Origin of the sequence: Paenibacillus sp. FSL R7-0333, from assembly GCF_038000365.1 — a bacterium.
GTDB lineage: Bacteria > Bacillota > Bacilli > Paenibacillales > Paenibacillaceae > Paenibacillus_AQ > Paenibacillus_AQ silagei.
This window is the reverse complement of record NZ_JBBOBZ010000001.1, coordinates 891,433-907,464: the sequence shown is the minus strand read 5'-3', so window position 1 is coordinate 907,464 and position 16,032 is coordinate 891,433. Positions and strand designations below refer to the sequence as shown.

Here is a 16,032-nt window from a genome sequence, read left to right as displayed (position 1 = left end):
CTATGTATATCCGGCTGCTGAAGCAGCTGCCGCTGCGCCTTCGGCTGTATCATTCTCTGTTGCTGCTCTATTCTGCTTCCAGCGCGTAATCCCCATTCTTGCCGCCGCTCTTGGACACCAGCATTGTAGGTCCGATAATCATGTCCTTCTGCAGCGCCTTGCACATATCATATACGGTCAGCGCCGCTGCCGATACGGCAGTGAGCGCCTCCATCTCCACCCCGGTCTTACCGGTAGTGCTGACGGTTGCTTCTATATATAGTTCATCTTTGTTGTTATCCATGAAGCGGATATCCACTCCGGTAAGCGGCAGCGGGTGGCACATGGGAATCCAGCTTGCGGTCTGCTTCGCCGCCATGATTCCTGCAACCTGAGCTACCGCAAGCACATCGCCCTTGCGGATCGTTCCCGCCTTAATGGCGCTCAGCGTCTCCGGGGCCATATGCACCTGGCTTCTGGCTGCCGCTGTCCGCCTGGTAACTTCCTTGTCGCTCACATCCACCATGCGGGCTCTGCCCTGCTCGTTGAAATGAGTTAATTCCATGCAGCCCTCTCCTTCCGGCAATCCCAGATGCCGTTCTCCGTAATCAGCAGATCCATTAAGGCATCATGCTCCTCAAGCGGTACTTCCGGTACCAGCTGGAGGCCGTAGGCCAGACCAATCCACATAGGCTTGGCAGCCGTACCGGGGACTCCGGCCTCCAGGGCAGTGCGCAAGCGGTCATAATAACCGCGTCCGTAGCCGAGGCGGCCGCCCCGCCGGTCAAAGGCCAGTCCGGGCACGAAGATGACCTCCGGCAAGCCGCTTCCCCGTCCTGCTTGCGCGATGGGGCTGGCAAGTGCAGCACTCCCGGCCGGCGGCTCCAGGATCCCGTAGGTTCCAGGGACAAGCTCATCCCAGGAGCTTACCTGGTGAAGGCTTAAGTCCCCGCTCTCCCGGTTGACGCGGGGAAGCAGTACCTCATGCCCTTCCGCCCATGCCGCCGCAAGAAGCGGACGGCAGTTCAGCTCGGAGCGAAACGGCGCATACGCAAGCAGTGAAGCTGCGCCTTCCTGCGAGAACCAGCTCCAGGCATGGGCGCACACCCGGGCGGATAACAGCTCCCGCTGCTCCATGGGCAAGGCATCGCGGAGCGCGGTTTTCCCGGTGCGAAGCTCGCGCTTCCGCCCGGCAAGCTGCATGCTGTGCTCCTGCATAGGCAGCCTCCTCCTTCACTTGTTCCTAGCTTATCATAGTTTGTAAGCTCAGTTTACCACTCTTCTCACCGGTTCGCCAAGGTTGATTCATTCCCCTTGTTAGAAGAATGAGCCTCGCACGGCTAACCTTTTTCATGTAAACTGGAGAATAAGATTAGACAATCGCCTGGGCGCAAGCCGCCGAGGCCAATTTGCAAGGGCGGAGGTTTCATCAGAATGCTTCTTCAAGCGACAGGAATTACGAAATCATACGGTATACAAAGCGTGCTGGACGGCATTAGCCTAATGGTGAACGAGAGGGAGAGAGTCGGGCTGGTTGGCGTCAACGGGGCAGGCAAATCGACCTTTCTGCAGATTCTCGCGGGTGAGATGTCTTATGACAGCGGACAAATTCATAAGTCTAAAGAGACTACGATTGGCTATCTGGCCCAGAACAGCGGCCTGCAGTCGGATAACACCATACAGGAAGAGATGCTCGCGGTATTTGCGCCGCTGCTGGAGGCAGAGGCCGAGCTGCGGCAGCTGGAGACGGACATCGCCGATCCGGCACTTGCCGAAGATCCGAAGCGTTATGAGGATCTGCTGGAGCGCTATGCCAGGCGCTCCGACTGGTTCAAGGATCACGGCGGCTATGAGATCAATACGCGTATCCGCAGCGTGCTGCACGGGATGGGCTTCGGAGAGTTCGCACCGGATACTCCGATCTCAACGTTAAGCGGAGGCCAGAAGACACGTCTGGCACTGGCCCGCATTCTGCTTCAAGCCCCTGATCTGCTCATGCTCGATGAGCCGACTAACCATTTGGACATCGAGACGCTCACCTGGCTGGAGGATTATCTGCGCGGCTACGCCGGCGGCATCCTGGTCGTATCCCATGACCGGTATTTCCTTGACCGCCTGGTGACGACCATTGTGGAGATCGAGCGGCACCAATCGCGCAGATACACAGGCAACTACAGCCGTTATATGGAGCTGAAGGCTGCGGAATACGAGATTCGTATGAAGCAGTATGAGAAGCAGCAGGACGAAATTTCACGGATGGAGGATTTCGTGCAGCGCAACATTGTCCGGGCCTCCACCACCAAGCGGGCACAGAGCCGCCGCAAGGCGCTCGACAAGATGGAGCGTATCGACAAGCCCCTGGGCGACCTGAAGAAGGCCAGCTTCTCCTTCGAGCCTGACTTCATGTCCGGCAAGGAAGTGCTGCAGGTCCGGGAGGTCGCAGTCTCTTTCAGTCCTGAGGCTGCACCGCTCTTCCGCAATGCCTCCTTCGAGCTGCGGCGCGGCGAGACAGCGGCGCTGATCGGACCAAACGGGATCGGGAAGTCCACACTGCTGCAATGCATGACCGGCACCCGCGAGCCTTCCCGCGGAACCGTGAACTGGGGAACCAAGGTGAAGATCGCCTACTACGACCAGGAGCAGACCCGGCTGAATCCGCGCAATACGGTGCTGGAGGAGCTGTGGAGTGAATATCCGATGCTGGAGGAGGCCAGAATCCGTACGATTCTCGGCAACTTCCTGTTCAGCGGCGAGGATGTACTTAAGAAGGTAGCTGCGCTGAGCGGCGGCGAAAAGGCCCGGGTGGCCCTGTCCAAGCTAATGCTTCGCGGAGCCAATATGCTGATTCTCGATGAGCCTACCAACCATTTGGATCTCGTCAGCCGTGAGGTACTCGAATCGGCCCTGATCGATTTTGAAGGCACTTTGCTGTTCATTTCCCATGACCGTTATTTCCTCAACAAGATGGCTGAACGGGTACTGGAGCTGCACCCGGACGGAATTGATCAGTATTTGGGCAATTATGACGACTATATCGAGAAAAAGCTCGAGCTCAAAGCGATTGCCGAAGAGGAAGCCGAGCTTGCCGCCGCCAAGTCCTCCCGCAGTGCCGACAACGAGGCGGTATCCGCCGAGAAAGGAAGCTCCCTCTCCTATGAGGCGGAGAAGCAGGCCAAACGCGAGGAGCGGAACCGCCAGCGCCGCATCTCCGAACTGGAGGAGAATATCGCGAAGCTGGAGGAAGCCATCGCGGGGATTGAGCATGAAATGACTAAGCCTGAGGTGTATCAGGATTATATGGCGCTTCAGGAGCATGAAAGTGAGCTTAAGGACAAAAAACGCGAGCTGGGAGATTTATTTAGCGAATGGGAGAAACTGGCTGAGGAATAATGTAAAGGCGCATCAAAAAAAATTTTAACAGTTTCCAATTTGTTCAAATCTAGTTATCCACAGGCTCATCCACAGTTTCCGTGCATAACTATCGTCTAAAATTAGCCCTTCGGGGCTTTTTTCATGCGTAAAATGGCTACTTTGCTTGTCAAGGACTTTTTATCCACCGAACTATCCACATTATCCACAATTCTCACAATTTTGTTTCATAGCATAACCTCCTGTTTATGGTGCTCGCAAAAAAGGCGTTATTGCTTATTTTACACGGTTTTTACACAACTCGTGCGGAATATGTGGATAACGTTGTCCACAGGTTGACAAATGCCGCAAGTGGCAAAAATCATGTTAGGTTTAGGCGATATGTACGTTCACTTGTGCGCCATCCGGCCCACGCTCCCACGCAACGCCGAATGTGGTCTGTTTTTCGATTACATTTGGCTCGCGCACCCTCACCCAGCGCATTGTGGTCGGTTTTTCGATTACATTTGGCTCGCGCACCCTCACCCGGCGCATTGTGGTCGGTTTTTCGATTACATTTGGCTCGCGCACCTTCATCCGGCGCATTGTGGTCGGTTTTTCGATTACAATGCGCCCGTCAGCCATCGCGACGAGAAATGTGTTCGGTTTTTCGCCTACATTCGGCCATACGCCGCTTTGCTAGCCCCTGCCAGCAAAAATGCCCCTGCCGATGTCGGTGACATGGCAGAGGCGTCCTTGAAAAGCGTTGAATCCGCGAGGCAACTTCACTCTGGTCTCCGGTCTCTAGCTTTTTAGCTATTCACCGCCGAGCCGGGAGAGGGCACCTCCGATTCCGACAGCAGTGCCGCATTACAAGCGGCGATGTAAGCAATGCCTGCGGCCATCACGATATCGTGATGGATGGCCGTGCCCCGGAACCTGGTGTCCTTCCACTCCACCATGACGGCGGCCTCGGCCTGGGCATTCCCGCCGCTGCCGAGGGAATGCAGCTCCAGCCCGTCGAAGCGGATATCCTCGGCAATCCCTTGCCCTATAGCGGCAATGATTGCTTCCAGCGGACCGTCTCCGGTGCTGGTCTGTGTCGTCTCTGCGCCGCTCTGCAGATGGCGCACTGTCACTGCAGCCACGCGGCGCGGCGCGCTGCCGGCCAGAACCTGGACCTCGCCGAGCGCATAGACCTGCGCCTGCTGTCCTGTGGTGCTGCTGACCATCCGCAGCAGCTCATCATCGCTGACGGCCTTCTGGCGGTCAGCCGTCTCCTTGAAGGATTCGTAGAGCGCGTCCAGCTCCGCCGAATCCAGGGCAATGCCGTACTTCGCGGCGCGGTCCTTCAGCGCATGCCTGCCGGAATGCTTGCCGAGGATAATCATGCTGCGCGGGATGCCCAGCCGCTCCGGGTCCATAATCTCGTAGGTGCTGCGGTCCTTCAGCAGACCGTCCTGATGGATGCCGGATTCATGCTGGAAGGCATTGCGCCCGACCACCGGCTTGTTGAAGGCAATCGGGAAATGCATCGCCCCGCTGATCATCCGTGAGGTGTCATACAGCTTATCCAGCACGATTCCAGTCTCGGCGCCGATAGCGTCTCCGCGTGTCTCCAGCGCCATGACCAGCTCCTCCAGCGCACAGTTGCCGGTCCGCTCGCCCACACCGTTGACCGTGACCTCAATCTGTGTAGCGCCGCCTTCAATGGCCGCCAGGCTGTTCGCTACGGCGAGGCCCAGATCGTTGTGACAGTGCGCACTGTAGATGACCTTGTCTCCGCCCCTGGCGCCAAGCCGCACACGCCGGAACATCTCTCCGTATTCCTGAGGCAGCGCATAACCTACCGTATCCGGCAGATTGATAATCGAAGCACCCTCTTCAATTACTGCCTCGACCATCTCAATCAGATCGTCGATGCCCGTCCGTGCAGCGTCCATTGCAGTGAACTCTACCGCATCGCAGAACTGGCGGGCATAAGCCGTCATCTCTCTGGCAACCGCTACAACCTCAGGGCGGCTCATGCGCAGTTGATGGCGCAGATGGATGTCGGAGGAGGAGATGAACAGATGAATCCGCCGCCGCGCGGCATCCCGGGTGGCCCGTACAGCAGCATCGATATCCCCCTTGACTGCACGTGCGAAGCCGCAGATCTCCACGCCCTGAATGTTGCGGGAGATCGTCTCCACCGCAGCGAAATCCCCCGGACTGGATACAGGGAATCCCGGCTCCATGACATCCACTCCCAGGTCCGCCAGCTTGCCGGCCAGAATAATCTTTTGCTCAGGGGTAAGACTGGCTCCCGGGGCCTGCTCCCCGTCACGCAGCGTCGTGTCAAAAATCTGAATTCGTTTCTTTACCGGAATAATCATCGTAATTCCTCCTCAAATTAGGTTTATATAATGGAGGGCTGCCTCCTAAAAAGCACAAAGACCCCCCGTCTCTTATAAAGAGACGGGGGGTCAGCCCTCCGCGGTACCACTCTTTTTGACGCATAGGCTCCCTGATGTCAGAAGTCCCCGCTGCGTCCAGCTTAGATCAGATCTCCCAGCCCCGATAACGGAAGCTATAAAGATCTGAATAGTCCGGTAACGGGGACATCCGTAGCAGCGTACCTGTAGCTCTTTCCGCCGCTCCGCTCACGGGCGAGATTCGCCGGCCTCTGGTGTCTGCGTCGCACCTCCCCGCAGCTCTCTGTTCACCTTAGCCGTCTACTGCTCCCGATCCTTGCGTGTCATTCCTATATAACTCCTCACAAAATGTGCACAAAAAAAGCCTGCCGTCTCATTCAAGAGACGACAGGCTATTCACTGTCGCGGTACCACTCTTGTTGATATCCGAACCTGCTAACCTTCCAGCTGTTCTGCGATACCCACTCCATGTCTGCAAGGTTCCCGGAATGTTCCCACTCCGTTCAGCCTTGACTGACCACCCTCTCACGGAGGTTAACCGTAACGGTGTACCTAAGGTTGCCGGATTACACCCTGTACCGGCCAGCGCTCCTGTTCCAAGAGCTCCCTGCTTCCACCGCTCCGCTCCCGGACGAGTTCAGGTCTCCATCGACTGCGTCGCACCTTCCCGCAGCTCTCTTATCCCGGAGTGACCTTACTGCTTCCGATCATTGCGTTTGTTCAAATATAAGATGATTGAATTGAACTGATTATACCCGGCGGCTTCTGCAAAAGTCAATAGGCAGATACCGACCATTTCTCCAGCGAATAACCGGGATCAGCTACCATATCCAGCGGAATTCCGCCTTCATGTCTCCATTTCACATAAGCTGCGGCACCAATCATCGCCGCATTATCCGTACAATACACGGGAGGAGGGATAATCAGCTCAATCCCTTCTGTTCCGCAGCGCCGGATCAGGGCTTCGCGCAGCCCCTTGTTCGCAGCTACCCCTCCGCAGAGCAGAAGCTGCTCCGCGTGGTATTCACGGACGGCACGGATCGCCTTCTCGACCAGCACTTCAACTACGGATTCCTGGAAGCCGCGCGCAATAGCCGCGACATCCGGCACAAGCCCCTTCATCTTGCTCTGATTCACCGCGTTCAGCACCGCGGACTTCAGACCGCTGAAGCTGAAGTCATACGAGCCCGGCTCCAGCCACACACGCGGCAGAGCGAAGGCTTCCTCCGCTTCATGCGCCAGCTTGTCCACATGCGGCCCTCCCGGATAAGGGAAGCCCAAGGCCCGCGCCACTTTGTCGTACGCCTCGCCGACGGCATCGTCACGGGTGCGCCCGATAATCCGGAAAGCTCCTTCCCGCTCCATATGCACCAGCTCCGTATGCCCCCCTGACACCACCAGCGTCATGCCCGGATACTTCAATTCCTTGACCAGCCGGTTGGCATAGATATGACCGGCAATATGATGGGTGCCGATGAGCGGCTTGCCCCAGGCCAGCGCCAGGCTTTTGGCAGCCACGACTCCGACCAGCAGCGCCCCCACCAATCCCGGACCCTGCGTTACCGCCACTGCCGTCAGCTCCTGCGGACGTACGCCGGCTACGCTTAAGGCTTCTTCAATGACCAGCGTTATCACCTCGACATGCTTGCGGGAGGCCACTTCAGGCACCACTCCCCCGAATGCCCGATGGGTCTCAATCTGGCTGGAGATGATGTTGGACAACACCTCACAGCCATCCTTCACTACAGCTACAGAGGTCTCGTCACAGCTGGTTTCAATCGCCAGAATCAATACAGGCTCCCTTGCGCCCGTGTCTGTCTTCATTTCAAGTCCACGCTTCCTTCCGTTACAGCTTGCTCCCCGTACTCCGGCAGATCGGCCCACATGATGAGCGCATCCTCGCGGTTGTCCGAATAATAGCCCTTGCGGGTACCCGCAGGCTTGAAGCCTTTTTTGCGGTATAAATTCTGGGCCACCTCATTGGAGACCCGTACTTCAAGCGTGATCGACTGCATGCCGAGATAAGCCGCCGTCTTCATCAGCTCGTCCAGGAGCCGCTCGCCCCATTTACGTCCCCGGTATGCCTCCAGCAGTGCAATATTGGTGACATGCGCCTCATCGACAATCGCCCACATTCCTGCGTAGCCAATAATATGCCCTGCCAGCTCCATTACCATATATTTAGCAAAATGATTGTGGGTCAGCTCGTTGCGGAAGGCTTCCTCTGTCCAAGGCATGGTGAAGGCCTCCCGTTCAATCACAAGAATCGCAGGCACATCCTCCAGCCGCATCAGGCGAAAAACAAGCTCAGTCCCCTGAGCCGGTCTACGTTCCGGTTCGATCATCGTGTATTCAGGCTCCCTTCGCTGCTGCGGCGCAGATTCGCCTCCGCCTCCGACAGCTGCGTATAATTGGGAATCAGCGTATGCAAATCTCCGCTCTCTTCGTAGAGACCCGCTTCCGCCAGAAATCCGGTCCAGCGTCCTTCCAGCTCATAAGGCAATGCCTGGACGTTGGCAGCTTCCATCAGCGGAGCCAGCATGTCCGCACTTCCGTGCAGCGCCGTCTCCCCTACGAACCACAGTGTGTCCGGCAGATTGCCCTCAGCTGCGGCTTCCTTCAGCCGTACCGCCAGCTCCTGCACCCAGTCGGCCATCAGCCGGATCGCATCCGGCGCCAGCCGCCGGGGAGGCTTGTCCCCGTCCGCCGCGAATACAGCGGTGTATGCCTGTCCCCGCCGGGCATCGATCAGCGGAATGATCCAGTCTGTTCCTGCCGTGCCGTTCGGGGACGTTATGGAGCCTTGCTTCTGCTGCGCAGAAGCCGCATGGTATCCGCCCCAGGCCAGCGCATGCAGGCTGGATACACCGGTAACCGGTACGTTCCAGGCCCAGGCCAGCGTCTTGGCTGCAGTCACAGCGATCCGTGTTCCAGTATAGGAGCCCGGGCCGATCCCGACCGAGATTCCGCCGATTCTTTCGGCCGTAGTGGCAGACGCCTGAAGTGCCTGCTCAATAATAGGCAGCAGATGAACCGAATGGTTCCGCTCCCCGGAAGCATTAATCTCATGCAACAGCTCCCCGCCGCCAGTCACGGCCACTCCCAGAACTGCCGTTGATGTATCCAGCGCCAAAAACCGCTTGCGCGGCTCATTATTCGAGTTCGTCATGTTTCTTTACCCCACTTCTGGATCAGCATCCGGCACACTTCGCCGTAAGGCTCTCCGATTCCGGTCACCGTAATCTCCCGTTCCTCCGGGCCGGCGGTCTTCAGCTCTATATGGAGATGCCGCGGCGGCATCAGATCAGTAATGATTCGGCTCCATTCCACCAGACACACACCCTGACCGTAGAAATACTCTTCCAGTCCCAGCTCGTCCGCTTCCTGCAGCGATATCCGGTATACATCCATATGATACAGCGGCAGACGTCCTTCATACTCTTTAATAATGGTAAAAGTAGGACTATTCACAATACCTTTCACACCCAAATGGCGTGCATAGCACTGCGAGAACGCTGTTTTGCCAGCACCTAGATCCCCGTCAAGTCCGATAACCATCCCCGCCGATGACGCGGCAGCAATAGCGGCGGCAAGTGCCTCCGTATCCTGAAGGCCGAATGAACGGGTTGTAAACACCGTTTGTGTATTATTGTCCAAAGCTGCAACTACCACCTTTTTGAAGATCCCTTAACCGTTAACAATACTTTTAATTATATCGGTATGCTACTTGCACCGCAACAGCCTGTCATTCCGTTGAGAACGCCGGAGCCGCCGCAGGCTTCCCCGGATGCCGGGAGAACAGGCTATGCAGCACCATACCACCAATAATGACGGCAATCCCCGCCCATGACAGGAGGGAAGGCAGCGGCGAGGCCAGCAGGAGCATCTCCCCCAGCAAGGCGAACAGCACCTCCAGTGACTGGGTCGCTTCCACGGCTGCCAGACTGCTCATGCTATCCCGGACCAGATCGGTAGCCCGGAAAAACAGCACCGTAGCCACAACTCCCGAACTGAGTGCAACGATGACCGATTGTCCTACCTGCGAGAAGGAGGGCAGGCCTGTATCTGCCATCCCATACAGAGCGACAGCCAGCCAGAAGGGCAGACTGGCGAGCGTCATACCAAGAATCCGCTGGAATACATCCAGCTGGCCGCCGCACAGCTCCATCATCTTACGGTTGCCGAGCGGATAGGCGAAGGAAGCGATAAGTACCGGGACAATGCCCAGCAGGACCTGGGATGGGGCAAGCTGCCGCGCCTGCTCTACTTGCAGCAGCGCCACTCCCGCGAGAATAATCAGGGAGAGCAGCAGCCCGCGCAGCGGGATTTTACCTCTTATGTATACTCGTCCTCCCGGTCCGCTAACCCATTCTCCGAAGAACGGAGCCAGCAGCGAACCGGAGATAATTGTGATCTGCCACGTTCCTGCTGTCAGCCAGCCCGGTGCATAGGCAGCGGCGAAGCAGATGGGCGCGTAGAACAAGCCGAACCCGACAGTTCCCCACAGCAGCCAGGCTCCAGGCCGTTCTCTCATCGCAGCCAGCAGCGGCTTCAGCCTCCCTCTTCCGGCCACAATCGCCAGCAGCAGCGGGAGCGTGAACAAGTACCGCAGCGAGGCGCTCCACGCCCAGCTTCCTCCCGCAAGCTCCATCCTCCGGTTCAGCACAAACGTCACCGCAAAAAACAGCGCCGAGCAGACACCCAGCAATATCGGACGCACTTCCATCATCTCTTTTCGTCAAAATTCTTCTCCCAAATATAGGGGCTCACCACGCCCGGCGTCAATATCTGTGTCAGCTATTATTAGAGGCTACGGCTCCATACCCCGGCCCTGAGCATAACGTGTGTAGGAGGTCAGCCACACAAAAAGCAGGAGACTCCCGCGATGGTGTCACCGCCAAGAGAACGCCTGCTCGAATTAGTATTTCACCTGGATACCTACCAGGACTTATTGTGCTGACCCGCTACTTCCCCTGCTCCTCCAGCCGCTCAACACCAACAGTCTGTGTATTCGTCGGCCGGGAGCCTACCTGAACCGTTACCATACCATTATCCGAATCTACATGCTCAATCCAAACCGGTTCTCCGTCGAGATGCACCCCAATCTTGTCCTTGGAAGCGTAAATATCCTGCGCACGTGTTATATCCATTCTTTTCTTGCCCCCCTATTCCTCTTCATCTTCCGCTGGAAGCTCCCCGATCGTTGCATCAGCATCCAGCAATACTGCGTCCTCGTCCAGTCCGGCATCCTCCGGACCGGCAATAATATTGTCCCAATTGACCGCTTCAGCCGGAATATCCTGCTCGGATAACGCATCGCTCCATTGATAGTGCTCCTTGTCCATAATGCCTCCTCTTCTCGCTTTGGGTCTGTGCAAGCTGAGCAGCATTTATTTTTTCCCATGACTCTCAAAACATGCATCCGGCTAGAAAAAGCCCTGCCTCCCCATACTAAGCCATACCACATCCCATCAGGAGGCGATTCTCATGCATACCGTTTGGAAAGGGGCCATCAGCTTCGGGCTTGTGCATGTTCCGGTCAAGATGTTCTCCGCTACGGAGGATAAAGACATCTCGCTGCGCTACATCCACAAAGAATGCGGCAGTCCGTTGTCTTATGTACGTAAATGTCCTGTCTGTGACAAGGAGGTCACCTGGGAGGAGATCGGCAAGGGGTACGAATATGAGAAGGGCAAGTTTGTTCTGTTCGACAAGGAGGAGCTGGATCAGCTAAGCGAGGAGAGCAGTAAGAGCATCACCATACTGGATTTCGTGGATTTGACGGAGATTGACCCGATTTATTTCCAGAAGACCTACTATTTATCGCCAGACCAGGCAGGGGCCAATGCTTACCGTTTGCTGATGGAGGCGATGCGTCAGACCGGGAAGATCGGTATTGCCAAGATCTCCATCCGCTCCAAAAGCAGTCTGGCCGCCATCCGCGTCCTGGCGGACTGCTTGGCGATTGAAACGATCTATTACCCGGACGAGGTCCGTCCGGTATCGCAGGTTCCCGGCCTGCCGGAGCCGGGCAGCGTGAACGACAAAGAGCTGGATATGGCCAAGCTGCTGATCTCACAGCTGTCCACCCCGTTCGAGCCTGCCAAATATACGGATGATTACCGCCAGCGGATGCTTGATCTGATTACGCACAAAATTGCCGGGGAAGAGTTCCATATTGCTCCGGCCCGCCAGGAGAACAATGTTATCGATCTGATGGCTGCCCTGCAGGCCAGTATCGAAGCTGTGCAGCATATTCCTTCCGATCCCGGACCGGCTAAGGGAGGCAGCGGGGCTAAGCCAAGGACAGCCGCCGGTGCGAAGAAACGTCCGGCCAAGGCCACTGCCGCCGCGACTACAACCGATACAGCCGCCGCTCCGGTTGTAGATGAAGCTACCGGACCAATTCCGGTGATTGCCCCGAAGCCGAAGCGCCGGAGCGCGAAGAGCAAGGGAACCGGTGCCTAGAGGCCGGGCGTCTGCACCCGCCGCCAGGCTGGACAGCTCCCTTCAGCTTAAGACCATCACTCCGTTTGAGCCTGTACTGGCCTCTGTGCTTCCAAGCGGAGAACAGTGGATCGCCCAGATCAAATGGGACGGCGTGCGGATGATCTCCTATTACGACGGGAGCCATGCCGAACTGATTAACCGCCGGGGCAACCGCCGCACACTCCAGTATCCTGAACTGGCCGAACCAGGAAGCTATTGCCGGGCCGGCTCCTTCATTCTGGATGGCGAGATCATTGCGCTCAGCGGCGGCAAGCCCTCCTTCCATGAGGTTATGCGGCGGGACAGCCTGAAGAACGAGGCGGCGATCCGGGCAGTGCAGCCGCAGGTTCCGGTGCTGTATATGGTTTTTGATATACTGTATTGTGACGGTATCTGGCTGCTGGATGAACCGCTGTCCCGGCGGCAGGAGCTGCTGAAGGAGATGCTGCTGCCCCATCCCCATGTGCAGCAGGTGCCGAGCTACCCGGACCCCGCCCAGCTGCTCGCTGCGGCGCGGCAGGGCAGTCTGGAGGGGATCGTCTGTAAGGATATGCACAGCACTTATGCGCCGGGCGGCAAGGACAAGCGCTGGCAGAAGCTCAAGATCATCTCCGATGTCACCGCTGTCGCCGGGGGCGTAACCTTCCGGGACGGGACGGTCAATGCCCTGCTGCTCGGTCTCTACGATGACGAAGGTAAGCTCCATTATATCGGCCACGCCGGGGCGGGCCGGATGACCGTGCAGGACTGGCGTAAACTGACGGAGCAGGTTCACACGCTGGCTTCGGAGACAATGCCGTTTGCCGAACTGCCGGAGCGCAGCAAGGGCGCATTCTGGATCAAGCCGAAGCTGGTCTTCAAGGTTCATTATCTGGAATGGAATGCCTCAGGCACTCTGCGCCAGCCGAGTATTCAAGCCTGGGTTGAGCTGCCTCCGATGCATTGCCTGCTGAGTCAGCGGGAAGCCCCCGTTTTCAGCTAAAAGCGTTCTTCCGATGGACGGAAGAACGCTTTTGTCTGTTTATTTATGGCGTAATCAGGGTGGCTGCAATGGCTTCCAGCTCTTCTTTGGCAAGGCTGCTGCTATGATTCACCGTAAGCTTGTAGGTCTGGCTTCCATCCTCACTGGCCCAGGTTAACTCTGCCTTGAGATCATTATGATGAGGACCAAACAGGGTATAGACAGCTTCACGCCCGTTGATGATCAGATCCTCAGCCTTGTCGCCTGGCAGTGACGCATAGGTTACCCCTGCCGGGAGGTCGACCGTCGGTCCGGAATGAAGACGGATTCTTTCCGCGCCCTTAGTATAGGTCAACATAACCTGCCCGCCCGTCCACTTGTACTTCTTAAAGATTACTTTCTTGCCGGAAGCTACTGCCTCCGCTTTAAGCTGATCTTTGAGCTTCTTATAATCTGCGCCGAGGAAGAAGGGGATCACAGGGTCAAGAACAGCCTCCTGAAACACGAAGCCCTCCGGTAAGCTCCCCGGTTCCTCCAATGATTTCCCTGTCAAAGCCAGCAGCTTCTTGGCAGCCTCGCTGATATTAGCGAACCTGTATGGCATATAGCGGAAATCAAGCGTCTCGTCCGGATTGACCTTGGCATGATTAATGTAGGTTAGCCGGATTTCTCCGCTCTGCAGCTTGACTGTATTTTTCTTGTCTATCAGCTGCTGAATGGATGGCTCCGTTTGGACAGACTGTACAACAGGTACCGTGCCCTTGCTCTTCTTCTGTGCGGATGACGAAGCAGCCCCTGCCGCACCGCTGGCGGTTCCCATCAGTAATACAAGACTCATTCCTGCAATAACAGCCTTAACATTCATTCTCATGACTTATTCTCTCCTTAGCAACGGTTCCGGCAACCGCTTGTTGTGTATTGTGTAGCTACATATCTGTAACGCCCTTCATACTATAAAAGGGACACTCTACCCAAAAATGATTTCGAATCTAACGCTGCAAGGCTTCTGACCCACCGTTATTGGATAAAAGCGGAGGTCAGCGCCAGCCATTCGCTTTTATCCAGCCTGTTTAAGGCGTCGTTCCAGGTATATGTTGCGTTGGCCGCTTCGTTATAATAGATCAGTCTGTTGGCGGCAGACCAGATATTCTGATTCCCTCCGGATGACACACCCGAGATGAAGAGTGCCTCCTTGCCCTCTATCAACCATTTCTCGGCGGATTGTCCGGGGAGAAGATTTATTGTGCTGGAGCCAATATTCAGTTGAAAGGAACGAGTGACTCCATCTTTGAGGAAGTCCATGGTGATGAATAGCTTATCGGTCTCATCCTTCTCCAGCTTGCGGGCAAATACCTGCTTGCCGCTAGTGTCCGTTTGGGCTTCTGCCTCTAGCGTTTGCAGAAGGTGCTGATAGTCCGGGGTTCCAGGACTTATATAAAAATCATATTTGATCTGTGCCTTGGCAAAGCTATAGCCGCCTGACAGGCTGGAAGGCAGCGGCGCTCCGGCAAGGGCAATGGCACTCCACGCCTTGGCGAAATCGCCATATTCGTTATAGGTCAGCGAACGGGACACAGTGAACAGCCTGGTGCTGTATCCAAGCCCATCGGCCAGCTGCTTAAATCCGGCATCCTTGATGTAAAATACCGCCTTCTCCCCGGGACCAAGCTCAGTCTCCGCCTGCTGTTCATAGACCTTCATCAGATCGTCGTATTTAACTGCAGCGGATGAAGGAGTGGAGATAGGAGTGGTCCCCTGCTTACTCCAGAAGGCTTGAAGAACCTGTTTACCAGTGCTGTTATTCAACGTCAGCGGCGAGCCTTCCCGAGATTCGATGATTTCTACAGCAGTGCGGGGCGGTACTGGAAAGTTATTGTCGGCGGTCAGCTTGTATATGCCGAATCCTGCTGCTGACAGGAGGAGGACCGCCGTGAGTCCCGAAGCTGCAATTACAGTCTTGGAACGCGGCTTCCGCTGCCGCGGATACCTCGTACGGGCTTGCTGCATCATCGGTATGCTGTTCCCGGCTTCGGGATCTGCTCCAGTCTCTGCAGGCGGACTCACAGAATCTCCGTGTGCTGCGGCGTCAGGCGCTTCTGACCGATTTCCGGCATGGATTTCACGTATCCGCTGCATCACCCGGTCTTTCACATCCACATCCTCATAGCCCTCATTTCCGCTCAGCTTCTTCACATTTTCTTCGATAAAGCTTCCTTGTCGTTCCATTCGCTCCCTCCTTTGTAAGCTGATATCATTTTGGCTAATTTCATGAGGGTCCGCCTGTATTTTTTCTTAACTGCTTCCATGTTCTTATCCATAATCCCCGCAATTTCCGGGAAGCTCTGCTCTTCAAAAATCCGCAACACCAGCAGATTCCGCTCTTCGGTATTCAGCCTGGACAGCGCTTTGGCAAGCGGTTCGCTAAAAATATTCCGGTCTACCTTCTGCTCGGGGCTTTCCGTGGGCGGCGCAGGCTGAAACAGCTTCAGCACCCGCTGCTGCCTTGAACGTCTGCGGATGAGGTCCAGGCAATGATGGTAGGCAATCTTGTACAGCCAGGAGGAAAAACTGGCAACGGGGCGATACGCCGCAATATTCAAATAAGCCTTGACCAAGACATCCTGCACGGCATCCTCCGCTTCGGACCTGCTTCCCAGCAGACGGCTGCAATACCGGTGAATCGGCTTCTGGTACGCCTCGACAATCTGGGCGTAAGGCTCCACTTCTCCGGCCTGCACGCGGGCTACGGCCTGTTCAATCCAGTCCAAAATCAACAAACACTCCCTTCTACGCACATCTCCTACTCTTATAAGCATCGGCGATAGACAATCGGGACAACGT

The 16,032-nt window shown here is 56.4% G+C and carries 16 protein-coding genes and 2 other annotated features; of the genes, 3 read left to right on the top strand and 13 right to left on the bottom strand.

Translation table 11 applies throughout. The features are described from left to right. Window positions 1–67: 67 nt before the first annotated feature. Both moaC and MKY86_RS03770 read right to left on the bottom strand, forming a co-directional pair. Window positions 68–544 carry a cyclic pyranopterin monophosphate synthase MoaC gene (gene moaC, locus MKY86_RS03775; protein WP_076081112.1) on the bottom strand — a complete coding sequence of 159 codons (477 nt, stop codon included), beginning with the start codon at window positions 542–544 and terminating at the stop codon, window positions 68–70. Continuing rightward, entirely contained in the window at window positions 535–1,197 is a 663-nt protein-coding gene (locus tag MKY86_RS03770) for a 5-formyltetrahydrofolate cyclo-ligase (RefSeq protein ID WP_083685411.1), read from the bottom strand. The genes moaC and MKY86_RS03770 overlap by 10 nt, the downstream gene beginning before the upstream one ends. A 216-nt stretch (window positions 1,198–1,413) precedes the next feature. Between MKY86_RS03770 and MKY86_RS03765 the strand changes: the two genes are divergently transcribed. Continuing rightward, window positions 1,414–3,369 carry an ABC-F family ATP-binding cassette domain-containing protein gene (locus MKY86_RS03765; RefSeq protein WP_036723187.1) on the top strand — a complete coding sequence of 652 codons (1,956 nt, stop codon included), beginning with the start codon at window positions 1,414–1,416 and terminating at the stop codon, window positions 3,367–3,369. Window positions 3,370–4,139: 770 nt separating this feature from the next. On the opposite strand, the gene MKY86_RS03760 is transcribed toward MKY86_RS03765, so the two are convergent. From MKY86_RS03760 to MKY86_RS03725, 8 genes are all read right to left on the bottom strand, one after another. Then, window positions 4,140–5,702, bottom strand: a complete 1,563-nt coding sequence (locus MKY86_RS03760; protein WP_076081108.1) for a 2-isopropylmalate synthase — start codon at window positions 5,700–5,702, stop codon at window positions 4,140–4,142. Between the two features lie 75 nt (window positions 5,703–5,777). Continuing rightward, window positions 5,778–6,067, bottom strand: a binding site (T-box leader). A 51-nt stretch (window positions 6,068–6,118) separates the two neighbouring features. Next, window positions 6,119–6,461 (bottom strand) — a binding site (T-box leader). A 54-nt stretch (window positions 6,462–6,515) separates the two neighbouring features. Continuing rightward, window positions 6,516–7,565, bottom strand: a complete 1,050-nt coding sequence (gene tsaD, locus MKY86_RS03755; RefSeq protein ID WP_076081106.1) for a tRNA (adenosine(37)-N6)-threonylcarbamoyltransferase complex transferase subunit TsaD — start codon at window positions 7,563–7,565, stop codon at window positions 6,516–6,518. Next, window positions 7,562–8,086, bottom strand: coding sequence for a ribosomal protein S18-alanine N-acetyltransferase (gene rimI / locus MKY86_RS03750; protein ID WP_051477836.1), 525 nt, complete (start codon window positions 8,084–8,086; stop codon window positions 7,562–7,564). Before rimI ends, tsaD begins: the two co-directional genes overlap by 4 nt. Then, window positions 8,083–8,910 carry a tRNA (adenosine(37)-N6)-threonylcarbamoyltransferase complex dimerization subunit type 1 TsaB gene (tsaB, locus tag MKY86_RS03745; protein ID WP_076081104.1) on the bottom strand — a complete coding sequence of 276 codons (828 nt, stop codon included), beginning with the start codon at window positions 8,908–8,910 and terminating at the stop codon, window positions 8,083–8,085. Before tsaB ends, rimI begins: the two co-directional genes overlap by 4 nt. After that, window positions 8,907–9,398 carry a tRNA (adenosine(37)-N6)-threonylcarbamoyltransferase complex ATPase subunit type 1 TsaE gene (tsaE, locus tag MKY86_RS03740; RefSeq protein ID WP_143803786.1) on the bottom strand — a complete coding sequence of 164 codons (492 nt, stop codon included), beginning with the start codon at window positions 9,396–9,398 and terminating at the stop codon, window positions 8,907–8,909. Before tsaE ends, tsaB begins: the two co-directional genes overlap by 4 nt. Before the next feature lie 88 nt (window positions 9,399–9,486). Continuing rightward, the gene (locus MKY86_RS03735) at window positions 9,487–10,461 is read right to left on the bottom strand and encodes a DMT family transporter (protein WP_076081153.1); all 975 of its coding nucleotides are present in this window, start codon (window positions 10,459–10,461) and stop codon (window positions 9,487–9,489) included. A gap of 244 nt (window positions 10,462–10,705) precedes the next feature. Next, window positions 10,706–10,891 carry an H-type small acid-soluble spore protein gene (locus MKY86_RS03730; protein WP_076081102.1) on the bottom strand — a complete coding sequence of 62 codons (186 nt, stop codon included), beginning with the start codon at window positions 10,889–10,891 and terminating at the stop codon, window positions 10,706–10,708. A 15-nt stretch (window positions 10,892–10,906) separates the two neighbouring features. Continuing rightward, window positions 10,907–11,086 carry a hypothetical protein gene (locus MKY86_RS03725; protein WP_076081100.1) on the bottom strand — a complete coding sequence of 60 codons (180 nt, stop codon included), beginning with the start codon at window positions 11,084–11,086 and terminating at the stop codon, window positions 10,907–10,909. A gap of 142 nt (window positions 11,087–11,228) precedes the next feature. On the opposite strand from MKY86_RS03725, the gene ku reads away from it, so the two are divergent. After that, a complete protein-coding gene (gene ku, locus MKY86_RS03720) occupies window positions 11,229–12,209 on the top strand; it encodes a non-homologous end joining protein Ku (RefSeq protein WP_076081098.1) in 981 nt (326 codons plus the stop codon). Further along, window positions 12,202–13,212, top strand: a complete 1,011-nt coding sequence (locus tag MKY86_RS03715) for an ATP-dependent DNA ligase (RefSeq protein WP_340826198.1) — start codon at window positions 12,202–12,204, stop codon at window positions 13,210–13,212. Before ku ends, MKY86_RS03715 begins: the two co-directional genes overlap by 8 nt. A 43-nt stretch (window positions 13,213–13,255) precedes the next feature. Here MKY86_RS03715 and MKY86_RS03710 read toward each other — a convergent pair whose 3' ends face one another. The 3 genes from MKY86_RS03710 to MKY86_RS03700 all read right to left on the bottom strand — a co-directional run bounded on the left by MKY86_RS03710 (window position 13,256) and on the right by MKY86_RS03700 (window position 16,007). Then, entirely contained in the window at window positions 13,256–14,062 is an 807-nt protein-coding gene (locus MKY86_RS03710) for a hypothetical protein (RefSeq protein ID WP_076081096.1), read from the bottom strand. A 146-nt stretch (window positions 14,063–14,208) separates the two neighbouring features. Then, complete coding sequence (locus tag MKY86_RS03705) at window positions 14,209–15,417, bottom strand: hypothetical protein (RefSeq protein ID WP_076081094.1); 1,209 nt, start codon at window positions 15,415–15,417, stop codon at window positions 14,209–14,211. Further along, the gene (locus tag MKY86_RS03700; RefSeq protein ID WP_445669928.1) at window positions 15,381–16,007 is read right to left on the bottom strand and encodes an RNA polymerase sigma factor; all 627 of its coding nucleotides are present in this window, start codon (window positions 16,005–16,007) and stop codon (window positions 15,381–15,383) included. The genes MKY86_RS03705 and MKY86_RS03700 overlap by 37 nt, the downstream gene beginning before the upstream one ends. Between the last annotated feature and the right edge of the window lie 25 nt (window positions 16,008–16,032).